We start from the raw sequence: 16,839 nt of genomic DNA, 5'->3' as shown, positions 1-16,839 counted from the left end.
CAACCGTACGTGAGGTGGCCGCCCCGTGGTGGGGTGTCAGCCGCTCATCGGGTGCCTTCGACGAGTGCGGTGGCGAGGGTGTCGAGGGTGGTTTCCGCCCCGGACGGGGATGTGGTGCCGGAGGCCAGGAAGGCGAAGGCGAGCAGTCTGCCCTGCGCGTCGACCGCCGTTCCGGCGAGGGCGTTCACCCCGGTGAGGGTGCCCGTCTTGGCCCGGACCAGGCCGGTTCCCCGGGAGGTCGCTGGGTAGCGGTCGTCGAGCGTGCCGGTGAATCCGGCCACCGGGAGCCCGGTGAGGACCGGGCGGAGTTCGGGGTGGCCGGGGTCGGCGGCGAGGGAGAGCAGCCCGGTGAGCAGCCCGGCCGTCACCTTGTCGGCGCGGTCGAGGCCGCTGCCGTCGGCGAGGTTCGCGCCGGCCAGGGGAAGCCCCAGCTTCTTCAGCCGGTCGGTCACGGCACGCCGGCCCCCCGCGAAGGAGGCCGGCTCGCCCGCCTTCAGGGCCGTCTGCCGGACCAGCGCCTCGGCGATGTCGTTGTCGCTGTTGGCCAGGGCCCGTTCGACCAGGGCGGAGAGGGGCTCGGAGAGGTGCGTCGCGACGGTCCTGGATCCCGCCCCGGCCCGCCCGGACGAGGGCTCGGACCGGGTGGCCACCCCGGCGTCGTCGAGCAGACCGGCGAAGGCACGGGCGGCGTCGCCCGCAGGGTCGTCGGTACGGCGGGCGGGGCCCCGGTCGCTGCCGTCGAGACGGCCCTCGTCGACCATGAGCGCGCTGACCGGCGTGATGTTCTCGTTGGGGCCGATGGGGTGCAGGGCGGGGCCGGAGTACCGGGACGTGTCGTACGTCAGCTCGACGCTGCTGGTACCGCTGTCGCGCAGGGCTCGTGCCGTGTCGGCGGCCAGGGCGCGCAGCGCCGCCCTGTCCAGGGTGGGGTCGCCGCCGCCGACGAGGGTGAGGGTGCGGGAGTCCGCCGACGCGCGGACCGTCGTGGCGATGCGGTGGCCGGGTCCGAGGGCCGAGAGCGCGGCGACACCCGTGGCGATCTTCACCGTGGACGCGGGGGTCATGGGGGTGGCCGCGCCGCGTGCGTACAGCTGCCTGCCGGTGGCCGTGTCGACGACGACGGCGGTGCGTACGGTGCCGAGGGCGGGCCTGTCGAGCAGGGGATCGAGGACGGCCCTGAGGCTGTTCGCGCCCGCCGGGTCGGCCAGTCCCGCCGCCGCTCCCAGGGGTTCCAGGACGGCGGGCGCGCTGGGGGCGGGCTTCGGCCCGGCGGGCGTGGCCCGTTGGTGATGTGCGCCACCTGTGCGCTCCTGGGCGGCGGCCCGGTCCTGCTCGGCCTTACGCTGACCGGAGTCCCAGGGACCGGCGGCCAGTACGGCACCGGCGGCGACCACCAGGCCGAGCACCGCGGAGCCTGCGGCGAGCTGCCAGTCCTTCGGCCCGGTCGCCCGCTTCAGGTACTTCGGGTCTTTCCACCTGCCCCACCTGTTCAACGGTTCGTCCGTCGGTCTCTCCACCGGCTCGGCCACCGTTGACCAGCCCCTTTCGCGAGCACTCATCTGCGTGAGGGACACTTAACCACCAGTCGTATGTGTTGATCATGGAGGAGCCACCCGTGGAGTTCGACGTCACCATCGAGATCCCGAAGGGTTCGCGGAACAAGTACGAGGTGGACCACGAGACCGGTCGGATCCGCCTGGACCGTCGACTCTTCACCTCGACCAGCTACCCGGCCGACTACGGCTTCGTCGAGAACACCCTCGGCGAGGACGGCGACCCGCTGGACGCGCTGGTCATCCTGGACGAGCCGACCTTCCCCGGATGCCTCATCAAGTGCCGCGCCATCGGCATGTTCCGGATGACCGACGAGGCCGGCGGCGACGACAAGCTGCTGTGCGTCCCGGCGTCCGACCCCCGGGTGGAGCACCTGCGCGACATCCACCACGTGTCGGAGTTCGACCGCCTGGAGATCCAGCACTTCTTCGAGGTCTACAAGGACCTGGAGCCCGGCAAGTCCGTCGAGGGCGCGGACTGGGTCGGCCGCACCGAGGCCGAGGCCGAGATCGAGGCCTCCTACAAGCGCCTCGAGGCGCAGGGCGGCGCGCACTGACGCAGTCCCTCCGGTTCCGCTTTCGGGCGGGACGGCGCGGACCGCGGCGTTTCGGGCCGACCGGCCCTGCTGACCGTACGTAACGGGCGGCGCACCCTTCACCGGTGCGCCGCCCGTTGTGCGTGGTGGCCCATGTCCGTGCCCATACTGGGCAGAAGCGCTCCCAGAACGCGCCGTCGAGGAGGAACGAGGTCGAGTAGTGGCGGAACAGGGCGGTCCGGAGGACCAGAAGCCCCAGTCCGACGAGGCACGCAGCGCCTTCGTCCCGCCGGCCGGTGTGGAGCAGCCACCGGCTCCTTCCGAGGACGACCACCCCACATCGGAATTCGCCCTTCCGGCCGGCCTGCACACCGACCCGTCGGTGTCCTCCGGGTCGGGCCAGGGTTCCGCTTCCGGCCCGGGAGGCGGCCAGGGCGCCGACGCGCTCACGTCCGCGTTCGTCACGCCGAGCGGGTACAGCGCCCAGCACCAGCAGCCCGTCTTCACTCCCGCGCACGGCATTCCGATGGTCCGCCTGACCAAGGAAGCCCCCTGGCAGGACCGGATGCGCACGATGCTCCGGATGCCCGTGACCGAGCGTCCGGCTCCGGAGAGCGTGCAGAAGACCGACGACTCGGGCCCCGCGGTGCCCAGGGTGCTCGACCTGACGCTGCGTATCGGGGAGCTGCTGCTCGCGGGCGGTGAGGGTGCCGAGGACGTCGAGGCGGCCATGTTCGCGGTGACGCGTTCGTACGGGCTCGACCGGTGCGAGCCGACCGTCACCTTCACCCTGCTGTCCATCTCGCACCAGCCGTCGCTGGTCGAGGACCCGGTGACGGCGAGCAGGACCGTACGCCGCCGGGGCACGGACTACACCCGGCTTGCCGCCGTGTTCCGGCTGATCGACGACATCACGACCGCGGAGCACGTCGAGGTGTCGCTGGAGGAGGCCTACCGTCGGCTGGCCGAGATCCGCCGTAACCGGCACCCGTACCCGGGGTGGGTGCTGACCGCCTCCGCCGGGCTGCTCGCCGGTTCGGCGTCGGTGCTGGTCGGTGGTGGTGCGCTGGTCTTCATAGTGGCTGCGGCGGGCGCGATGCTCGGGGACCGGCTGGCCTGGCTGTGCGCCGGGCGCGGGCTGCCGGAGTTCTACCAGTTCATGGCGGCGGCCATGCCCCCGGCCGCGATGGGCATCGCGCTGACCCTCACCCATTCGACGGATGTCCGGCCGTCCGCGGTGATCACCGGTGGGCTGTTCGCCCTGCTGCCCGGGCGGGCCCTGGTCGCAGGGGTGCAGGACGGTCTGACCGGTTACTACATCACCGCGGGGGCCCGGCTCCTGGAGGTCATGTACTTCTTCATCGGCATCGTCGCCGGGGTGCTGCTGGTGCTCTACCTGGGCGTCCAGCTCGGCGCCCAGCTGAACCCCGAGGCACGGTTCGTGCCCATCGACCGGCCGGTGCTGCAGATCCTGGCCTCGATGGCGCTCACGCTCGCCTTCGCCATCCTGCTCCAGCAGGAGCGTTCCACCGTGCTCGCCGTGACCCTCAACGGGGGTGTGGCCTGGGTCATCTACGGGGCGATGGCCCGCACCGGCGACATCTCGCCGGTGGCGGCGACCGCGGTGGCGGCCGGCCTGGTGGGGCTGTTCGGCCAGTTGTTCTCTCGCTACCGGTACACCTCCTCGCTGCCGTACATCACGGCGGCGATCGGCCCCCTGCTGCCCGGTTCGGCGACGTACTTCGGTCTGCTGGGTGTGGCCCAGAACGAGCTGGACACGGGGCTCGCGTCGCTCTCCACCGCGGTGGCGACGGCGCTGGCCATCGCCATCGGGGTGAATCTCGGGAGCGAGATCTCGCGGCTGTTCATGCGGGTGCCGGGCGGGATCGGAGGCCCGTCCCGGCGGGCCGCCAAGCGGACCCGCGGCTTCTGACACGCGAACGGCGCCCTGTCCCGTGGGGATCAGGGCGCCGCCGTCGTCCGGGTGGGGTCAGCGCCTGGCGTGCCGCCCGCGCTGGCCGGAACCGCCGCCGTTGCCCTGGCCGCCCGCGTCCGGGCCGTTGCCGTAGGGGCCGCCGCCCTGGCCGCCGCTGCCGTAGGGACCCGCGCCGCCGTCGCCGTACGGGCCCGGACCGCCGTACGGACCGGCCTCGGGACCGTTGCCGCCGTAGGGGCCGCCGTCGTAGGGACCCGCGCCGGGGCCGTTGTCGTGCGGGCCCGTGCCCGGGCCGCCGTCCGAGGGGCCGCGGTCCTCCTGGCGCTGCGCGGCGCGCTCCTTCTTGCCCCTGCCGCGGGCGCGCAGGTACTCGATCACGATCGGCACCACGGAGATCAGCACGATCAGGATGAGGATCATCTCGATGTTCTCGTGCACGAAGTCGATCTTGCCGAGAGCGGCGCCGAGCACCGTCACACCGACGCCCCAGAGGATGCCACCGATGATGTTGTAGGTGATGAACGAGCGGTAGTCCATCCGGCTCACACCGGCGATGATCGGCGTGAAGGTCCGGACGATGGGCACGAAGCGGGCCAGGACCAGCGACTTCGGGCCGTGCTTCTCGAAGAACTCGTGGGCCTTCTCGACGTTCTCCTGCTTGAAGAGCCGGGAGTCCGGGCGCTTGAAGAGGGCCGGGCCCACCTTGCGGCCGAAGAGGTAGCCGACCTGGTCACCGATGATCGCCGCCAGGGCGACCAGGGTGCAGACGAGCCAGAGCGGGTACTTCAGGTCGCCCGTGGTCACCAGCAGTCCGGTGGTGAACAGCAGGGAGTCGCCGGGCAGGAAGAAGCCGATCAGCAGGCCGGACTCGGCGAAGACGATCAGCAGAAGGCCGGGAAGGCCGAACGTGTTGAGCAGATAGTCCGGGTCCAGCCAGCTCGGGCCGAGCGCAAGCGTATTCAAGGGTCCGGGCTCCAGGATCGATCGATGGCGGCTGCGTGGCCGCCCCAAGCTATCAACGCTGCGGGAAGCCTCTGGGTTCCAGTGGCGTAAGCAAGGATGCGAGGGGAACGAACCGGGGCAAAGCTGTCCTCAGGAGGTGCCATCCCATGGGCATTGAGGATTACGGGGGCGGACAGACGGCCCGGGCGGACGTGTTGGTCGTCACCACGAACGACGTACCGGGTTACCAGGTGACGCAGGTCATCGGCGAGGTCTTCGGACTCACGGTCCGCTCCCGCCACCTCGGCAGCCAGATCGGCGCCGGGCTGAAGTCGATGATCGGCGGCGAGCTGAAGGGGCTGACGAAGACCCTGGTCGAGACCCGCAACCAGGCGATGGAGCGGCTCGTCGAGCAGGCCAGGGCACGTGGCGCCAACGCGGTGCTGATGATGCGGTTCGACGTGAGCGAGGCGGCCGACGTGGGCACGGAGGTCTGCGCCTACGGAACGGCGGCCGTGATCAGCAACTCCTGACCGGCCCCCCGGCACCGGCCCGGAGCGCCGGTCCCGCGGCCGCCGGCCCGCTTCTTCCCGCCCGGATCCGCTTCCCGGAGGTTTCCGCATGTCCACGTCCGTCAACGTCGCAGTCGTCTACTACTCCTCCACCGGCACGATCTCCACGATCGCCGAGGCCATGGCGAAGGACGCGGAGAAGGCCGGCGCCCGGGTACGGCTGCGCAAGGCCGCCGAGCTCGCCCCGCAGGCCGCCATCGACTCCAACCCGGCGTGGGCCCCCCACGCGAAGGCGACCGCCGGCGTCGCCGAGGTGACGCCGGACGACATGATCTGGGCGGACGCGGTGCTCCTCGGCTCACCCACTCGGTACGGCAACGTCGCCGCCCAGCTCAAGCAGTTCCTCGACACCCTGGGGGGCCTCTGGCAGGCGGGGCAGCTCGCCGACAAGGTCTACAGCGGCTTCACGTCCAGCTCCACCGCCCACGGCGGCCAGGAGTCCACGCTGCTCGCGCTCTACCAGACGGTCCACCACTTCGGCGGAATCCTGGTCACCCCCGGCTACACGGACCCGTCGAAATTCGTCGACGGCAATCCGTACGGCACCTCCCACGTCTCCGGACAGGGCGACCTCCCGGTCGGTGAGCAGACCCTGACCGCCGCCCGGGTCCAGGCCGAGCGGGTCGTGAAGTTCACCCGGGCCATCAAGGCCGGACTCGCGGCCGAGAACTGAGAGGGCCACCCGACATGCCGCTCCACCGGGGTTCACACGGTGAACCGAGGACAGAAGAACACCGCCGTCTCGCCCTCAACCCGTTCTTCGGGGAGGCCGACCCCACCGCCTCGATGGACACGGCGCCGCCCACGCACCGCCTCCCGGACGGCCCGCTGTCACCCTCGACCGCCTATCGGCTGGTCCACGACGAGCTGATGCTGGACGGCAACTCCCGGCTCAACCTCGCCACGTTCGTCACGACCTGGATGGAGCCCCAGGCCGCTGTGCTGATGGGGGAGTGCCGGGACAAGAACATGATCGACAAGGACGAGTACCCGCGCACCGCCGAGCTGGAGCGGCGTTGTGTGGCGATGCTCGCCGACCTCTGGCACGCTCCCGACCCGGCGACCGCGGTGGGCTGTTCGACCACGGGGTCCAGCGAGGCCTGCATGCTGGCCGGGCTGGCGCTGAAACGGCGCTGGGCGGCCCGGAACACCGACCGTTATCCCGCGACCGCCCGGCCCAATCTGGTGATGGGCGTCAACGTGCAGGTCTGCTGGGAGAAGTTCTGCACGTTCTGGGAGGTCGAGGCACGCCAGGTCCCGATGGAGGGCGACCGCTTCCATCTGGATCCGCAGGCCGCCGCCGATCTCTGCGACGAGAACACCATCGGTGTGGTCGGCATCCTCGGCTCCACCTTCGACGGTTCGTACGAGCCGGTCGCGGAGCTCTGCTCGGCGCTGGACGCGCTCCAGGAGCGCACCGGGCTCGACATCCCCGTCCATGTGGACGGGGCGTCCGGAGCGATGGTGGCACCATTCCTCGACGAGGACCTGGTGTGGGACTTCCGGCTCCCGAGGGTGTCGTCGATCAACACGTCGGGGCACAAGTACGGCCTGGTCTACCCCGGTGTGGGGTGGGCGCTGTGGCGCTCACCGGCCGAGCTTCCGGAGGAGCTGGTCTTCCGGGTCAACTACCTGGGCGGCGACATGCCGACCTTCGCTCTGAACTTCTCCCGGCCCGGCGCACAGGTGGTGGCGCAGTACTACACCTTCCTGCGGCTGGGCCGGGAGGGCTACCGGGCCGTGCAGCGGGCGTCCCGGGACGTGGCCGGACGGCTCGCCGGGGGGTTCGAGAGCCTGGGCGACTTCCGCCTCCTCAGCCGGGGCGACGAGCTCCCGGTGTTCGCCCTGACGACGAACCCCGACGTGCGGGCGTACGACGTCTTCGACGTGTCGAGACGGCTGCGCGAGCACGGCTGGCTGGTGCCCGCGTACACCTTCCCCGCCAACCGGCAGGACCTGGCCGTGCTGCGGGTGGTCTGCCGCAACGGGTTCTCCTCGGACCTCGCGGAGATGCTGCTGGACGATGTGCGCCGGCTCCTGCCCGAACTGCGCGCCCAGCCGCATCCGTTGAGCCGCGACCGGGCCGCGCTGACCGCGTTCCACCACTGAGGCCGCCCCGGGTCAGCGGCTGAGCCGGGCGAACCTCCGCACCGCGAGCGGGAAGAACACCGCGAGCAGTGCCACCGGCCAGAGCACCGCCAGCAGTTCGGCGTGTTCGGCGGCCCAGGAGCCCGTGGCTCCGCCCGGGTTGCCGAACAGGTCGCGGACGGCCGTGGCCGTGGCGGACATCGGGTTCCACTCGACCACCGAGCCCAGCCAGCCGGGCATCGACTCCGGCGACGCGAAGACGTTGGAGAGGAAGCCCACCGGCCAGACCAGGATCTGCACCGCCTGAACCATCTCCGGCCTGCCCGCCACCATCGCGAGGTGGATACCGATCCACAGCATCGCGAACCGCAGCAGGAGCAGCAGCCCCAGCGCGGCCAGGGCTGCCGCCGGGCCGTTGTGCCACCGCCAGCCGAGCGCGTATCCGACGCCCGTCATCACGGCGAGCGCGGCCACCGACTGGAGCATGTCGGCGGCGCTCCGCCCGACCAGGACCGCACCCGAGACCATCGGCATGGAGCGGAAGCGGTCGATGACGCCCTTGCCCAGGTCCTGGGTGACGGCCAGCATCGTGCTCTCCAGGCCGAAGGCCATGGTGAGCGCGAGCATGCCCGGCACCAGGAACTCGGTGTTGTCCCCGTCGACCCCCCGGCCGCCGCCGACCAGGTAGTTGAACATCAGGAGGAGCATCACCGGGAAGACGAGGCCCACGACCACCTGGACCGGCTGCCGTGCCCAGTGCGCCAGTTCGCGCCTGGTCATGGTCCAGGAGTCCGCGAGGGCCCATCCGATGCCACCCGCGCCCGCCGTACCCGCCGTCACCGCACTCATGCCGCCACCGCCGCTTCCGTCGTCGTGCCCGCTCCGTCGCCGGTCCCCGTGAGGGACAGGAACACCTCGTCCAGCGTGGGGCGGCGCACCGCGATGTCCTCCGCCTCGATGCCCGCCTCCTCCAGCGCCCGTACGGTGCGGGTCAGGGCCGCCATCCGGTCCGGGGCGGGGGCGCTGAGCAGCCGCCGGTCCGCGTCCGCGGTCACCTCCTCGCCCATCAGCCGGGCCGCGTCGCCGAGCCGGCCGGCGTCACGGACGACCACGTCGATGCGGTCGCCGCCCACCATGGCCTTGAGCCGGTCGGCCGTTCCCTCCGCGATGACCCGGCCGCCGTCGATCACCGAGATCCGGTCGGCCAGCTGGTCCGCCTCCTCCAGGTACTGGGTGGTCAGCAGGACCGTGGTGCCGCCGGCCGCCAGCGAGCGCACCGCGCCCCACACCTCGGCCCGGCCGCGCGGGTCGAGCCCGGTCGTCGGCTCGTCCAGGAAGAGCACCTCCGGGTCGGTGATCAGGGACGCGGCCAGGTCGAGGCGCCGCCGCATGCCCCCGCTGTACTGCTTGACCGCCTTGCGCCCGGTGTCGGCGAGCCCGAACCTCTCCAGCAGTTCGTCGGCCCGTACGCCCGCCCGGCGTACGCCCAGGTGGTACAGGCGGCCGAACATCTCCAGGTTCTGCCGGCCGCCGAGCTCCTCGTCCACGGCCGCGTGCTGTCCGAGCAGCCCGATCCTGCGCCGGACCTCGGCGGCCTCGGACCGCACGTCGAAGCCCGCCACCTCCGCCCGGCCCCCGTCGTGCCGCAGCAGGGTCGACAGGATGCGCACGGCGGTGGTCTTGCCCGCGCCGTTGGGCCCGAGCACCCCGTGGACCGTGCCGGCCCGGACGGTGAGGTCCAGTCCGTGCAGGGCGCGCTTCTGCCCGTACCGCTTGTGCACTCCTTCGACGACGATCGCGTCGTTCATGTGCCACCAGCCCCTCGGATTACTTAGTCAAACTTGACTAGCTCGTCGAAGGTACGCCGGACCCATCCATTCGTCAAACTTGATCAGTGAGCGTCCCCGGGGTCGGGGACCCCGGTCGCGAAGGGGTTCTCCTGACCTTCGGCGAGTACCCCGACGAAGGGTTCGCCCTCGCCCGCGAAGGTGTACGCCCCGGCCTCGATCCGCGCGATCAGGCCACGCGTCCACTCCGCGCCCGCGTCGGCCGAGTGGACCCACAGGTTCATGATCTCGCCGATGTGCCCGAGGGATTCGGGGCCGTCGGACGGCGTGTAGTGCTCCGTGACGGCGGCCCGCCAGGCCTCGATGGCCGTGACGCGCTCATGGAGGAGCGCGACCGCCTCGGCCCGCTCCAGATCGACGACGAAGCCGATGCCCGCCGAGAGCACGTCGATGCTCTGGTCGTAGGAGACCAGTGCGGCCCGCAGCAGGGTCAGGAACTCCTCGGTGCCGCGCTCGGTGATCTCGTACTCGGTACGGGGCGGGCCGCCGACCGTGGACGGGGCGCTCTCGTGCGCGAGGAGCAGGCCCTGCTTCGCCATCTGCTTGAGTGCGTGGTAGATCGAGCCCGGCTTCGCGTTGGACCACTCGTTCGCGCCCCAGTACTCCAGGTCGTTGCGGACCTGGTAGCCGTGCGCGCGGCCGTGCTGACGCACGGCGCCGAGGACCAGGAGCCGGATCGCGGACATACCCCACCCTTCGTGTTCGGCTCCGCCCAGCGTAGCCCGCCGCTCCGGCACCGGATCGGAGGCGGTCCGGCAGCTCACGGCAGACCTCGGCCTGTCCCCGAGCCGGCCCGTCCCCTCGGCGGGAAGGGCCGGCTCCGGGGGCAGCGGGAAGGCGGTCCGCCGGGGTCAGAGGGGGAAGGCCGTCCGCCCGTGCTGGATGGAGATCCACCGCTGGGTGGTGAAGGCCTCCACGGCCGCCTCACCGTTCAGCCGCCCCATACCGGAGCCCTTCTCGCCCCCGAACGCGACCAGCGGGTCGTCCTGCACGGTGGAGTCGTTGACGTGGAACATCCCGCTCACGACGCGCCGCGCGAACCTCACCCCGCGCTCGGTGTCCGCCGTGTGCACGGCGCCGCTCAGCCCGTAGGGGCTGTCGTTGGCGATCCGTACGGCCTCGTCCTCCCCGTCGAACGGCATCAGCAGTGCCACCGGGCCGAAGATCTCCTGTTCCAGCAGCGGTGAGCCGTCGGGCAGTCCGGTCAGCACGGTCGGCTCGACGAGATTGCCGCGGGTGCGGCCCCGTACGAGCGCGGTGGCTCCCCGCGCGAGCGCGTCGTCGACCAGCGTGGTGAGCGCGTCGGCCTGGAACTCGCTGATGACCGGGCCGATCCGGGTGTCCGGGTCGCGCGGGTCACCCGTCCTGAGGGCGCGCACCTCGGCGGTGAACCGCTCGGTGAACTCCTCCTCCACGGACCGGTCCACCAGGATGCGGTTGGCCGCCATGCTGACCTGGCCCTGGTACAGGAAGCGGCTGAAGACGGCGGCCCGGACCGCGTGGTCGATGTCGGCGTCCTCGAGCACGACCAGTGCGCTGTTGCCGCCCATTTCGAGGATGGTCTTCTTGAACAGCCCGGCGGCGGTGGCGGCGACATGGCGCCCGACCCGGTCCGAGCCGGTGAACGAGATCACCTTGGGCACCGGGTGCGCGATGAAGGTGTCACCTATCTCGGCGCTGTCGGTGATCAGCACGTTGAGCAGGCCGGCGGGCAGACCGGCGTCCTCGAAGATCCTGGCGACCAGGCCGCCGCCGGTGACCGGGGCGTTCTGATGGGGTTTCACGACGACCGCGTTGCCGAGCGCGAGCGCGGGAGCGACGGTCTTCATCGTGACCAGGAAGGGGAAGTTGAAGGCGCTGATCACGCCGATGACACCGACGGGCAGCCGGTAGACCCGGTTCTCCTTGCCGTCCGCGACCGCGGGCAGCAGCTGGGCCGCCGGACGGAGTGACTGCCCGATCGCCGCCCGCAGGAACTCCTGTGCGGCCCGCACCTCGTACTCGGCCTTGAAACGGGTGCCGCCGAGTTCATCGATAATCATGTCGACGATTTCGCCGCTGCGTTCCCCGACGATACGGACGGCGTTCTCCAGAACGGTCCGTCGCTGATAGGGACTCACCTCGGCCCAGGTGCGCTGTGCGCGTTCGGCCGCCCGGTAGGCGAGATCGACCTCCGCCGCGGTGGCCACCGTGACGGCGCAGAGCTTTTCGCCGTTGTAGGGATTGAAATCAATGATGTCCCACGAGCCGCGTCCGGTCAGCCACTCGCCGTCGATGTACTGGTGGGCCAGTTCATTGAAGAAGGACATGCAATCCCTTACTGCAGGCGCAGACTCCTGTCGGTACGTCATCGTACTTGCGAATCAGATGAGTTGGAGGAGACCGCGGAGAAGATCCCGGCTCTCTTCGGGACCGGGACTGTCCTCGTGAAGACGGACCATGGCCTTTTCGTACTGGGCGACTTCCTCCGCCTTGTCCAGATAGAGGGCACTTGTCAGCTGCTCCAGATAGACAATGTCCGACAGATCGGATTCCGGGAATCGCAGCATCGTGAATGACCCGCTCTCCCCGGCGTGACCGCCGAAACTGAAGGGCATCACCTGGAGCGTGATGTTCGGCTGTTCCGACATGTCGATCAGATGCCGCAACTGCGCCCGCATCACTTCGCGATCGCCGTACGGACGGCGCAGCGCGGCCTCGTCGAGGACGGCGTGGAACCGGGGGGCGCGCTCGGAGACGAGCGCCTTCTGGCGTGCCAGTCGCAGCGCGACCCTGCGGTCGATCTCGGCCGCGGGGGCACCACGCATCCCGCGCGAGACGACCGCGTGGGCGTAGGCCTCGGTCTGCAGGAGGCCGTGGACGAACTGGACTTCGTAGATCCGGATGAGCGATGCCGCTCCCTCCAGACCGATATACGTCTGGAACCAGCCGGGCAGCACATCGCCGTAACTGTGCCACCAGCCCGCCACGTTGGCTTCGCGGGCCAGGCCCAGGAGCGAGTCCCGCTCCGCCTCGTCCGCGACTCCGTACAGCGTGAGCAGGTCCTCGACGTCCCTGGCCTTGAAGCTCACCCGTCCCAACTCCATGCGGCTGATCTTCGATTCGGAGGCGCGGATGGAGTAGCCGGCCGCCTCACGGGTGATGCCGCGCGACTCACGCAGCCGCCTGAGCTGTGAGCCCAGCAGGATGCGCCGCACCACAGATCCACTCGACTCGCCTGCCGACACTGGTCCGACCCTCCCCATCGCTTCCCGTACATCCGGGATCCCCCACACCCCGGAGCCGGATTCTGCCACCAAAACGCTTCAGCCCGTACTCATTCGATTACGGAAATGGCAAGACTTCCAGAAAGCTCCGAAACTTGGTACCGGAAGAAATGAGCAAGAACCGGCACGCTGTCGGGCAGGTCCGGCACGTGCACGTGCATCTGCCCTTGCATCTGCCCTGCGCATTCGGAACCATGGCCCTCGCGCACCTGCGTTCACGTTCGTGTTGTGCCGCTGTACCAGCAGTGCCGTTACCAGCAGTGCCGCTACAGCCGCGAATCCCGGGAGTGCCTCGCATGGGGACGAATGGATCCACGATGCTCGAGCCGTTACGGCAGGGGCTTCCCCCCATCGACCCCTCGGCGGTCTCGGGTTCGGCCTCCTGCACGTTGCCGGCCCACTTCGAAGCGGTGGGCGGTGCACGTAAGTTCACGCGGACGACGCTGACCTCCTGGGACCTGTGCGACCGGTTCGACGACGTCGCCCTGGTCGTGTCCGAGCTGGTCACCAACGCGCTGCGGCACGCGCTTCCCGCCGATCATCCGCGTGAGCGGCAGGATCCGGCCGTACGGCTGCACCTGATGCGCTGGACCTCACGGCTGGTGTGCGCCGTGCGCGACCCCAGCCAGGAGAGCCCGATGGCGGGCGAGGCGCCCGATTCGGCCGAGTCGGGCCGTGGGCTGTTCCTGGTGGAGTCGTTCAGCGACTCCTGGGGGTGGCACCCGTCCCCCGTGCTCGCCGGGGACGGTGCGCGGCGCGGCAAGGTGGTCTGGGCGCTGTTCCGACTGTCGGACAGGACCGGCCGGGACCTCGGCGCGAAGGACGGCGCTCTCCTGGAGCGGGAGTTGACGGACGCCGCGGCGGCGGAGGCTTGCCCGGACGCCTCGTAGGACCGGACACCCTGCGGGGCGGGGCCCGCGGCCTGGGCGCCGCGCTGCGGCACGCCCGGGCGGGCGGCGGACGTACGGTCAGCCGCCCGTGGCCAGGTGGTCGAACTCCCCGTCCTTGACGCCCAGCAGCAACGCCTCTATCTCGGCCGGCGTATAGACGAGGGCGGGCCCGTCGGGGTGCCGCGAGTTCCGCATCGCCACATTCCCTCCGGGCAGTTTGGCGAACTCCACGCAGGACCCCTGGGAGTTGCTGTGTCTGCTCTTCTGCCAGACGACTCCGCGGAGCTCTGTGGCCGCCATGCCGTTGTACACGTGGTGCACAGGACGCTCCCCGAGTTGCAAGGTGCAAGTGTCAACTAGCTCGGATCATAGCTGTGTTCATATGCCAATGCATGAGCAGATGCACGTGCACACGGGGTGTGCGTGCGATTACAGATTTCCCCCTCGATATCCGTCCGCCCCTCCCCGGCCCGACCGCCCTTGGTAGTGGGACGAACGGGGCACCGAATCGGCTCCCGATTCCCGGGGCGTTCTCTTCGCCCCTGGTAGCTTGGCGCGGGCTTTCGGCCGTGACTCATCTAGGGGGAACTCCACATGGACAGGTTCGTACGCTCCGGCGCCGCCGTCGCCGGACTCGTTGCCGCGCTCGCACTGACCGCCTGCGGCAGCGACGACGACTCGGGCAGCGAACCGGCGGCGGGCTCCGGTGCCGGGCAGAGCGCGACACCCGGCGGGGATGCGGACAGCGGGTCCGCCGGCGTGGACGCGGCGGCGCTGGACGGCACCTGGACAGGGGCAACCGACGGCCGGGCGGTCGTCCTGTCCGTCTCCTCGGGCAAGGTGGCGCTCGTCGCCGACCAGCACGTCTGCCAGGGCGACGTGAAGAACACGGGCGAGGTGATGCTCGCGCTGACCTGCGCCGACGGGAACACCGACCGCACCATGGGTGCCATCGAGTCCAACGACGGCAAGAAGCTCGTCGTCTCGTGGGACGGCGGAGCCGAGGACACCCTGACCAGGACCGATCCCGGCAAGCTGCCGACCGGGCTGCCGGAGATCCCCGCCCCCTGACGCGCCGGCGCGTCAGACCCGGCGTTTGCCCCTGGGACCGTCCAGGCCCCGCGCGAAGCCCTCCAGGGCGTCGAGCAGCATGGCCGCCCCGCTGCGTACGAAGGCGTCGGGCGGCGGCACCGCCTCCGGATGGCCTTCGGGGGCGTCCCAGCCCGCGAGGACCTCGCGGACCGGCTCCCAGTCGGGCACGCGGCGCTCCCGCACCGCCTTGGCGCCCTGCTCGGCGACCTTCCGCAACGTGCCGGCCAGCTCCGCCGCACCCGGCACCGGGGTGGCCGTGCCGGCCGGCAGGTGGGCCTCCAGCAGCATCGCGACCCGGCCGAACTGGGAGAGGGCGTGCTGCGCCTCGTCGGCGGCGGCCCGGGAGATACCGCGGTGCCGTACGGGTTCGTGCTGGGCCGTCGCCAGCGCCTCCTGCCAGGCGACGCGCGCCTCCCGGGTGTCGAGGAGGGCGTTCCGCACATCGGCGCTGCTCCTGCCCTCCGGGTCGGCGTACCCGTCGAGGACGGTCGCCGCGTACCGCGCGTCCGTGACCAGCCATCGGGCGAGCCGGTTCCGTAGCCTCGGGGTCTCCCAGGCCGGGTAGACGGCGTACGCGGTCATCGCCAGCAGGCCTCCGGTGAGTGTGAGGACGACCCGTTCGAGGACGGTCTGCGACCAGTCCTCGCCCGCCATGCCGAGCAGGAAGACGACGTAGGCGGAGACGCAGGCCTGGCCGACCGCGTATCCGGTGCGCATCAGCAGGTACATCAGCCCGGCGCAGGTCACCGCGAGGACGGCGGCGAACGTCATACCCGGCTCGACCGCCTGTACGAGGCCGGTGGCGAGGGCCACCCCGACGACCGTGCCGCCGAACCGGGCCACGGACCGGGAGTAGGTCTGGGAGAAGTCCGGGCGCATCGCCATCACGGCGGCCATCGGAGCCCAGTAGCCGTGGCCGAAGGGCAGTGCGGCGCCCAGCAGGAAGCCCAGGGTGGCGACCACCGAGAGCCTGACCGCGTGCCGCAGGACCGGCGACTCCCTGCGCAGCTCGCGGCGCATCGCCGCGAGCGCCACCGGGACGAGCCGCAGCAGGCTGGGGCGGCGCCGGGTGTCCGCGTCGTGCCCCGCCGGTTCGCGGGTGCCGGCGCCTTCGGCGATCTCGATGACGTCCGCGAGCAGCGCGGCGAGCCGGTCCGCGGCCCGGCGTGGGGGCCCGGCCAGGATCACCTCGTTGTCGGGGGTGCCCAGGACCCCCAGGTCGGTGGCGGCGAGGTGGACGGGCTCCCCGTGCCGTACGGCGTGGGCCGCCGCGTCCAGCACGGATCCGGCGGCGCCGAGCAGTTCGCGTACCCAGACCCGCTCCAGCCCGTCGCCGGGCACTCCCAGCGCCGGGTCGGCCAGGGAGGCGAGGACCGGGCGCAGCCGTTCGGCGACGCCTCGGGCGCCGTGCAGTTCGACGGGGAGCCGGCGGGCCTCGCGGGGGGTGACGGCGGCGGCGCTGCGGGCGGTCATCAGCGGTACGGGGTCGAAGGGGGCGACCGGGTCGTGGCGCAGCCGGCGCGCGTAGCCGGCCTCGGCGGCCAGGGCGTCGGCGAGCGCGTCGCGCTGGGCACCCCATCTGCGTACCGGGAAGAGCACGATCAGGGCCGCCTGGACCAGCCCGCCGAACGCCATCATCGCGGCGTGCCCGGCGGCGTCGGCGACGGAGCCGGGGAGGGTGATCGTGACCAGCATGATCGCGACGTTGGATCCCGCGAGGATGCCGGCGGTCGGGCCCGCCGCCCAGGTCAGCCCGGCGACGAAGGTCCAGAGAGCCAGCAGGACCAGGAACACGACGGGCTGGGTGATGCTGATGTAGCCGACGAACGTGGACACGGCCAGGGTGCTGCCCGAGATCAGCGCGAGCACGGGCCGGGGGCGCCAGCTGCGCTCGAAGGTGGCGATGGCCGCCTGGTGGGCCCCGAAGGCGGAACTGGCCGCGACCACCGGGCCGAAGAGGGCGAGGGACAGCCCGACGACGAGGGCGAGGCCCGCGGCACCGCGCAGGGCGACCAGCGGTTCGAGACGCTGTCGCTCGATACTCAGGCCCGAGCGGGCGGTCCCCTTCAGCGCCCGGAACCAGCTCATGAGGGCGAGCCTAACCGCATTCCATCATG

At 71.2% G+C, this 16,839-nt stretch carries 15 protein-coding genes and 1 pseudogene; 7 read left to right on the top strand and 9 right to left on the bottom strand.

From position 1 onward, the window contains the following. Window positions 1–44 precede the first annotated feature (44 nt). Window positions 45–1,529, bottom strand: a complete 1,485-nt coding sequence (gene dacB, locus ACFWVP_RS20585; protein WP_384498608.1) for a D-alanyl-D-alanine carboxypeptidase/D-alanyl-D-alanine-endopeptidase — start codon at window positions 1,527–1,529, stop codon at window positions 45–47. Between the two features lie 86 nt (window positions 1,530–1,615). Here dacB and ACFWVP_RS20580 point away from each other — a divergent pair, with 86 nt between their 5' ends. Further along, window positions 1,616–2,110 (top strand): inorganic diphosphatase, encoded by a 495-nt coding sequence (locus ACFWVP_RS20580; RefSeq protein WP_018959738.1) that lies wholly within the window; start codon window positions 1,616–1,618, stop codon window positions 2,108–2,110. 199 nt (window positions 2,111–2,309) lie between these two features. Continuing rightward, window positions 2,310–4,022, top strand: coding sequence for a threonine/serine exporter ThrE family protein (locus ACFWVP_RS20575; protein ID WP_384498511.1), 1,713 nt, complete (start codon window positions 2,310–2,312; stop codon window positions 4,020–4,022). A gap of 276 nt (window positions 4,023–4,298) precedes the next feature. Here ACFWVP_RS20575 and ACFWVP_RS20570 read toward each other — a convergent pair. Then, window positions 4,299–4,988 (bottom strand): annotated as a pseudogene (locus tag ACFWVP_RS20570) (DedA family protein); the annotation flags it as partial. A 146-nt stretch (window positions 4,989–5,134) separates the two neighbouring features. Between ACFWVP_RS20570 and ACFWVP_RS20565 the strand changes: the two are divergent. The 3 genes from ACFWVP_RS20565 (at window position 5,135) to ACFWVP_RS20555 (ending at window position 7,648) form a co-directional block, all read left to right on the top strand. Continuing rightward, on the top strand, window positions 5,135–5,500 hold the full coding sequence (locus tag ACFWVP_RS20565) for a YbjQ family protein (RefSeq protein WP_384498509.1): 366 nt from the start codon (window positions 5,135–5,137) through the stop codon (window positions 5,498–5,500). An 88-nt stretch (window positions 5,501–5,588) separates the two neighbouring features. After that, entirely contained in the window at window positions 5,589–6,212 is a 624-nt protein-coding gene (gene wrbA, locus ACFWVP_RS20560) for an NAD(P)H:quinone oxidoreductase (protein WP_384498507.1), read from the top strand. A 14-nt stretch (window positions 6,213–6,226) separates the two neighbouring features. Next, entirely contained in the window at window positions 6,227–7,648 is a 1,422-nt protein-coding gene (locus ACFWVP_RS20555) for a glutamate decarboxylase (RefSeq protein ID WP_384498505.1), read from the top strand. Window positions 7,649–7,660: 12 nt separating this feature from the next. Here ACFWVP_RS20555 and ACFWVP_RS20550 read toward each other — a convergent pair whose 3' ends face one another. From ACFWVP_RS20550 to ACFWVP_RS20530, 5 genes are all read right to left on the bottom strand, one after another. Continuing rightward, window positions 7,661–8,476, bottom strand: a complete 816-nt coding sequence (locus tag ACFWVP_RS20550; protein ID WP_384498503.1) for an ABC transporter permease — start codon at window positions 8,474–8,476, stop codon at window positions 7,661–7,663. Beyond that, on the bottom strand, window positions 8,473–9,435 hold the full coding sequence (locus ACFWVP_RS20545) for an ATP-binding cassette domain-containing protein (RefSeq protein WP_384498501.1): 963 nt from the start codon (window positions 9,433–9,435) through the stop codon (window positions 8,473–8,475). Before ACFWVP_RS20545 ends, ACFWVP_RS20550 begins: the two co-directional genes overlap by 4 nt. An 83-nt stretch (window positions 9,436–9,518) precedes the next feature. Further along, window positions 9,519–10,160, bottom strand: coding sequence for a PadR family transcriptional regulator (locus ACFWVP_RS20540; RefSeq protein ID WP_384498499.1), 642 nt, complete (start codon window positions 10,158–10,160; stop codon window positions 9,519–9,521). Between the two features lie 165 nt (window positions 10,161–10,325). Beyond that, on the bottom strand, window positions 10,326–11,783 hold the full coding sequence (locus ACFWVP_RS20535) for an aldehyde dehydrogenase family protein (RefSeq protein ID WP_384498497.1): 1,458 nt from the start codon (window positions 11,781–11,783) through the stop codon (window positions 10,326–10,328). Between the two features lie 54 nt (window positions 11,784–11,837). Next, a complete protein-coding gene (locus ACFWVP_RS20530) occupies window positions 11,838–12,719 on the bottom strand; it encodes a helix-turn-helix domain-containing protein (protein ID WP_384498496.1) in 882 nt (293 codons plus the stop codon). Between the two features lie 338 nt (window positions 12,720–13,057). On the opposite strand from ACFWVP_RS20530, the gene ACFWVP_RS20525 reads away from it, so the two are divergent. Further along, a complete protein-coding gene (locus tag ACFWVP_RS20525; RefSeq protein ID WP_384498494.1) occupies window positions 13,058–13,630 on the top strand; it encodes an ATP-binding protein in 573 nt (190 codons plus the stop codon). Between the two features lie 78 nt (window positions 13,631–13,708). Here ACFWVP_RS20525 and ACFWVP_RS20520 read toward each other — a convergent pair whose 3' ends face one another. Continuing rightward, window positions 13,709–13,951 (bottom strand): DUF397 domain-containing protein, encoded by a 243-nt coding sequence (locus tag ACFWVP_RS20520; protein ID WP_056793446.1) that lies wholly within the window; start codon window positions 13,949–13,951, stop codon window positions 13,709–13,711. A gap of 273 nt (window positions 13,952–14,224) precedes the next feature. Between ACFWVP_RS20520 and ACFWVP_RS20515 the strand changes: the two genes are divergently transcribed. Then, the gene (locus ACFWVP_RS20515) at window positions 14,225–14,701 is read left to right on the top strand and encodes a hypothetical protein (RefSeq protein WP_384498492.1); all 477 of its coding nucleotides are present in this window, start codon (window positions 14,225–14,227) and stop codon (window positions 14,699–14,701) included. A 12-nt stretch (window positions 14,702–14,713) separates the two neighbouring features. Here ACFWVP_RS20515 and ACFWVP_RS20510 read toward each other — a convergent pair whose 3' ends face one another. Next, window positions 14,714–16,810, bottom strand: a complete 2,097-nt coding sequence (locus ACFWVP_RS20510) for an FUSC family protein (protein WP_384498490.1) — start codon at window positions 16,808–16,810, stop codon at window positions 14,714–14,716. Window positions 16,811–16,839: the final 29 nt, after the last annotated feature.

The organism is Streptomyces sp. NPDC058637 (assembly GCF_042717325.1).
Taxonomy (GTDB): domain Bacteria; phylum Actinomycetota; class Actinomycetes; order Streptomycetales; family Streptomycetaceae; genus Streptomyces.
The sequence above is the reverse complement of the archived record's forward strand: the minus strand, read 5'-3'. Positions and strand labels throughout refer to the sequence as shown.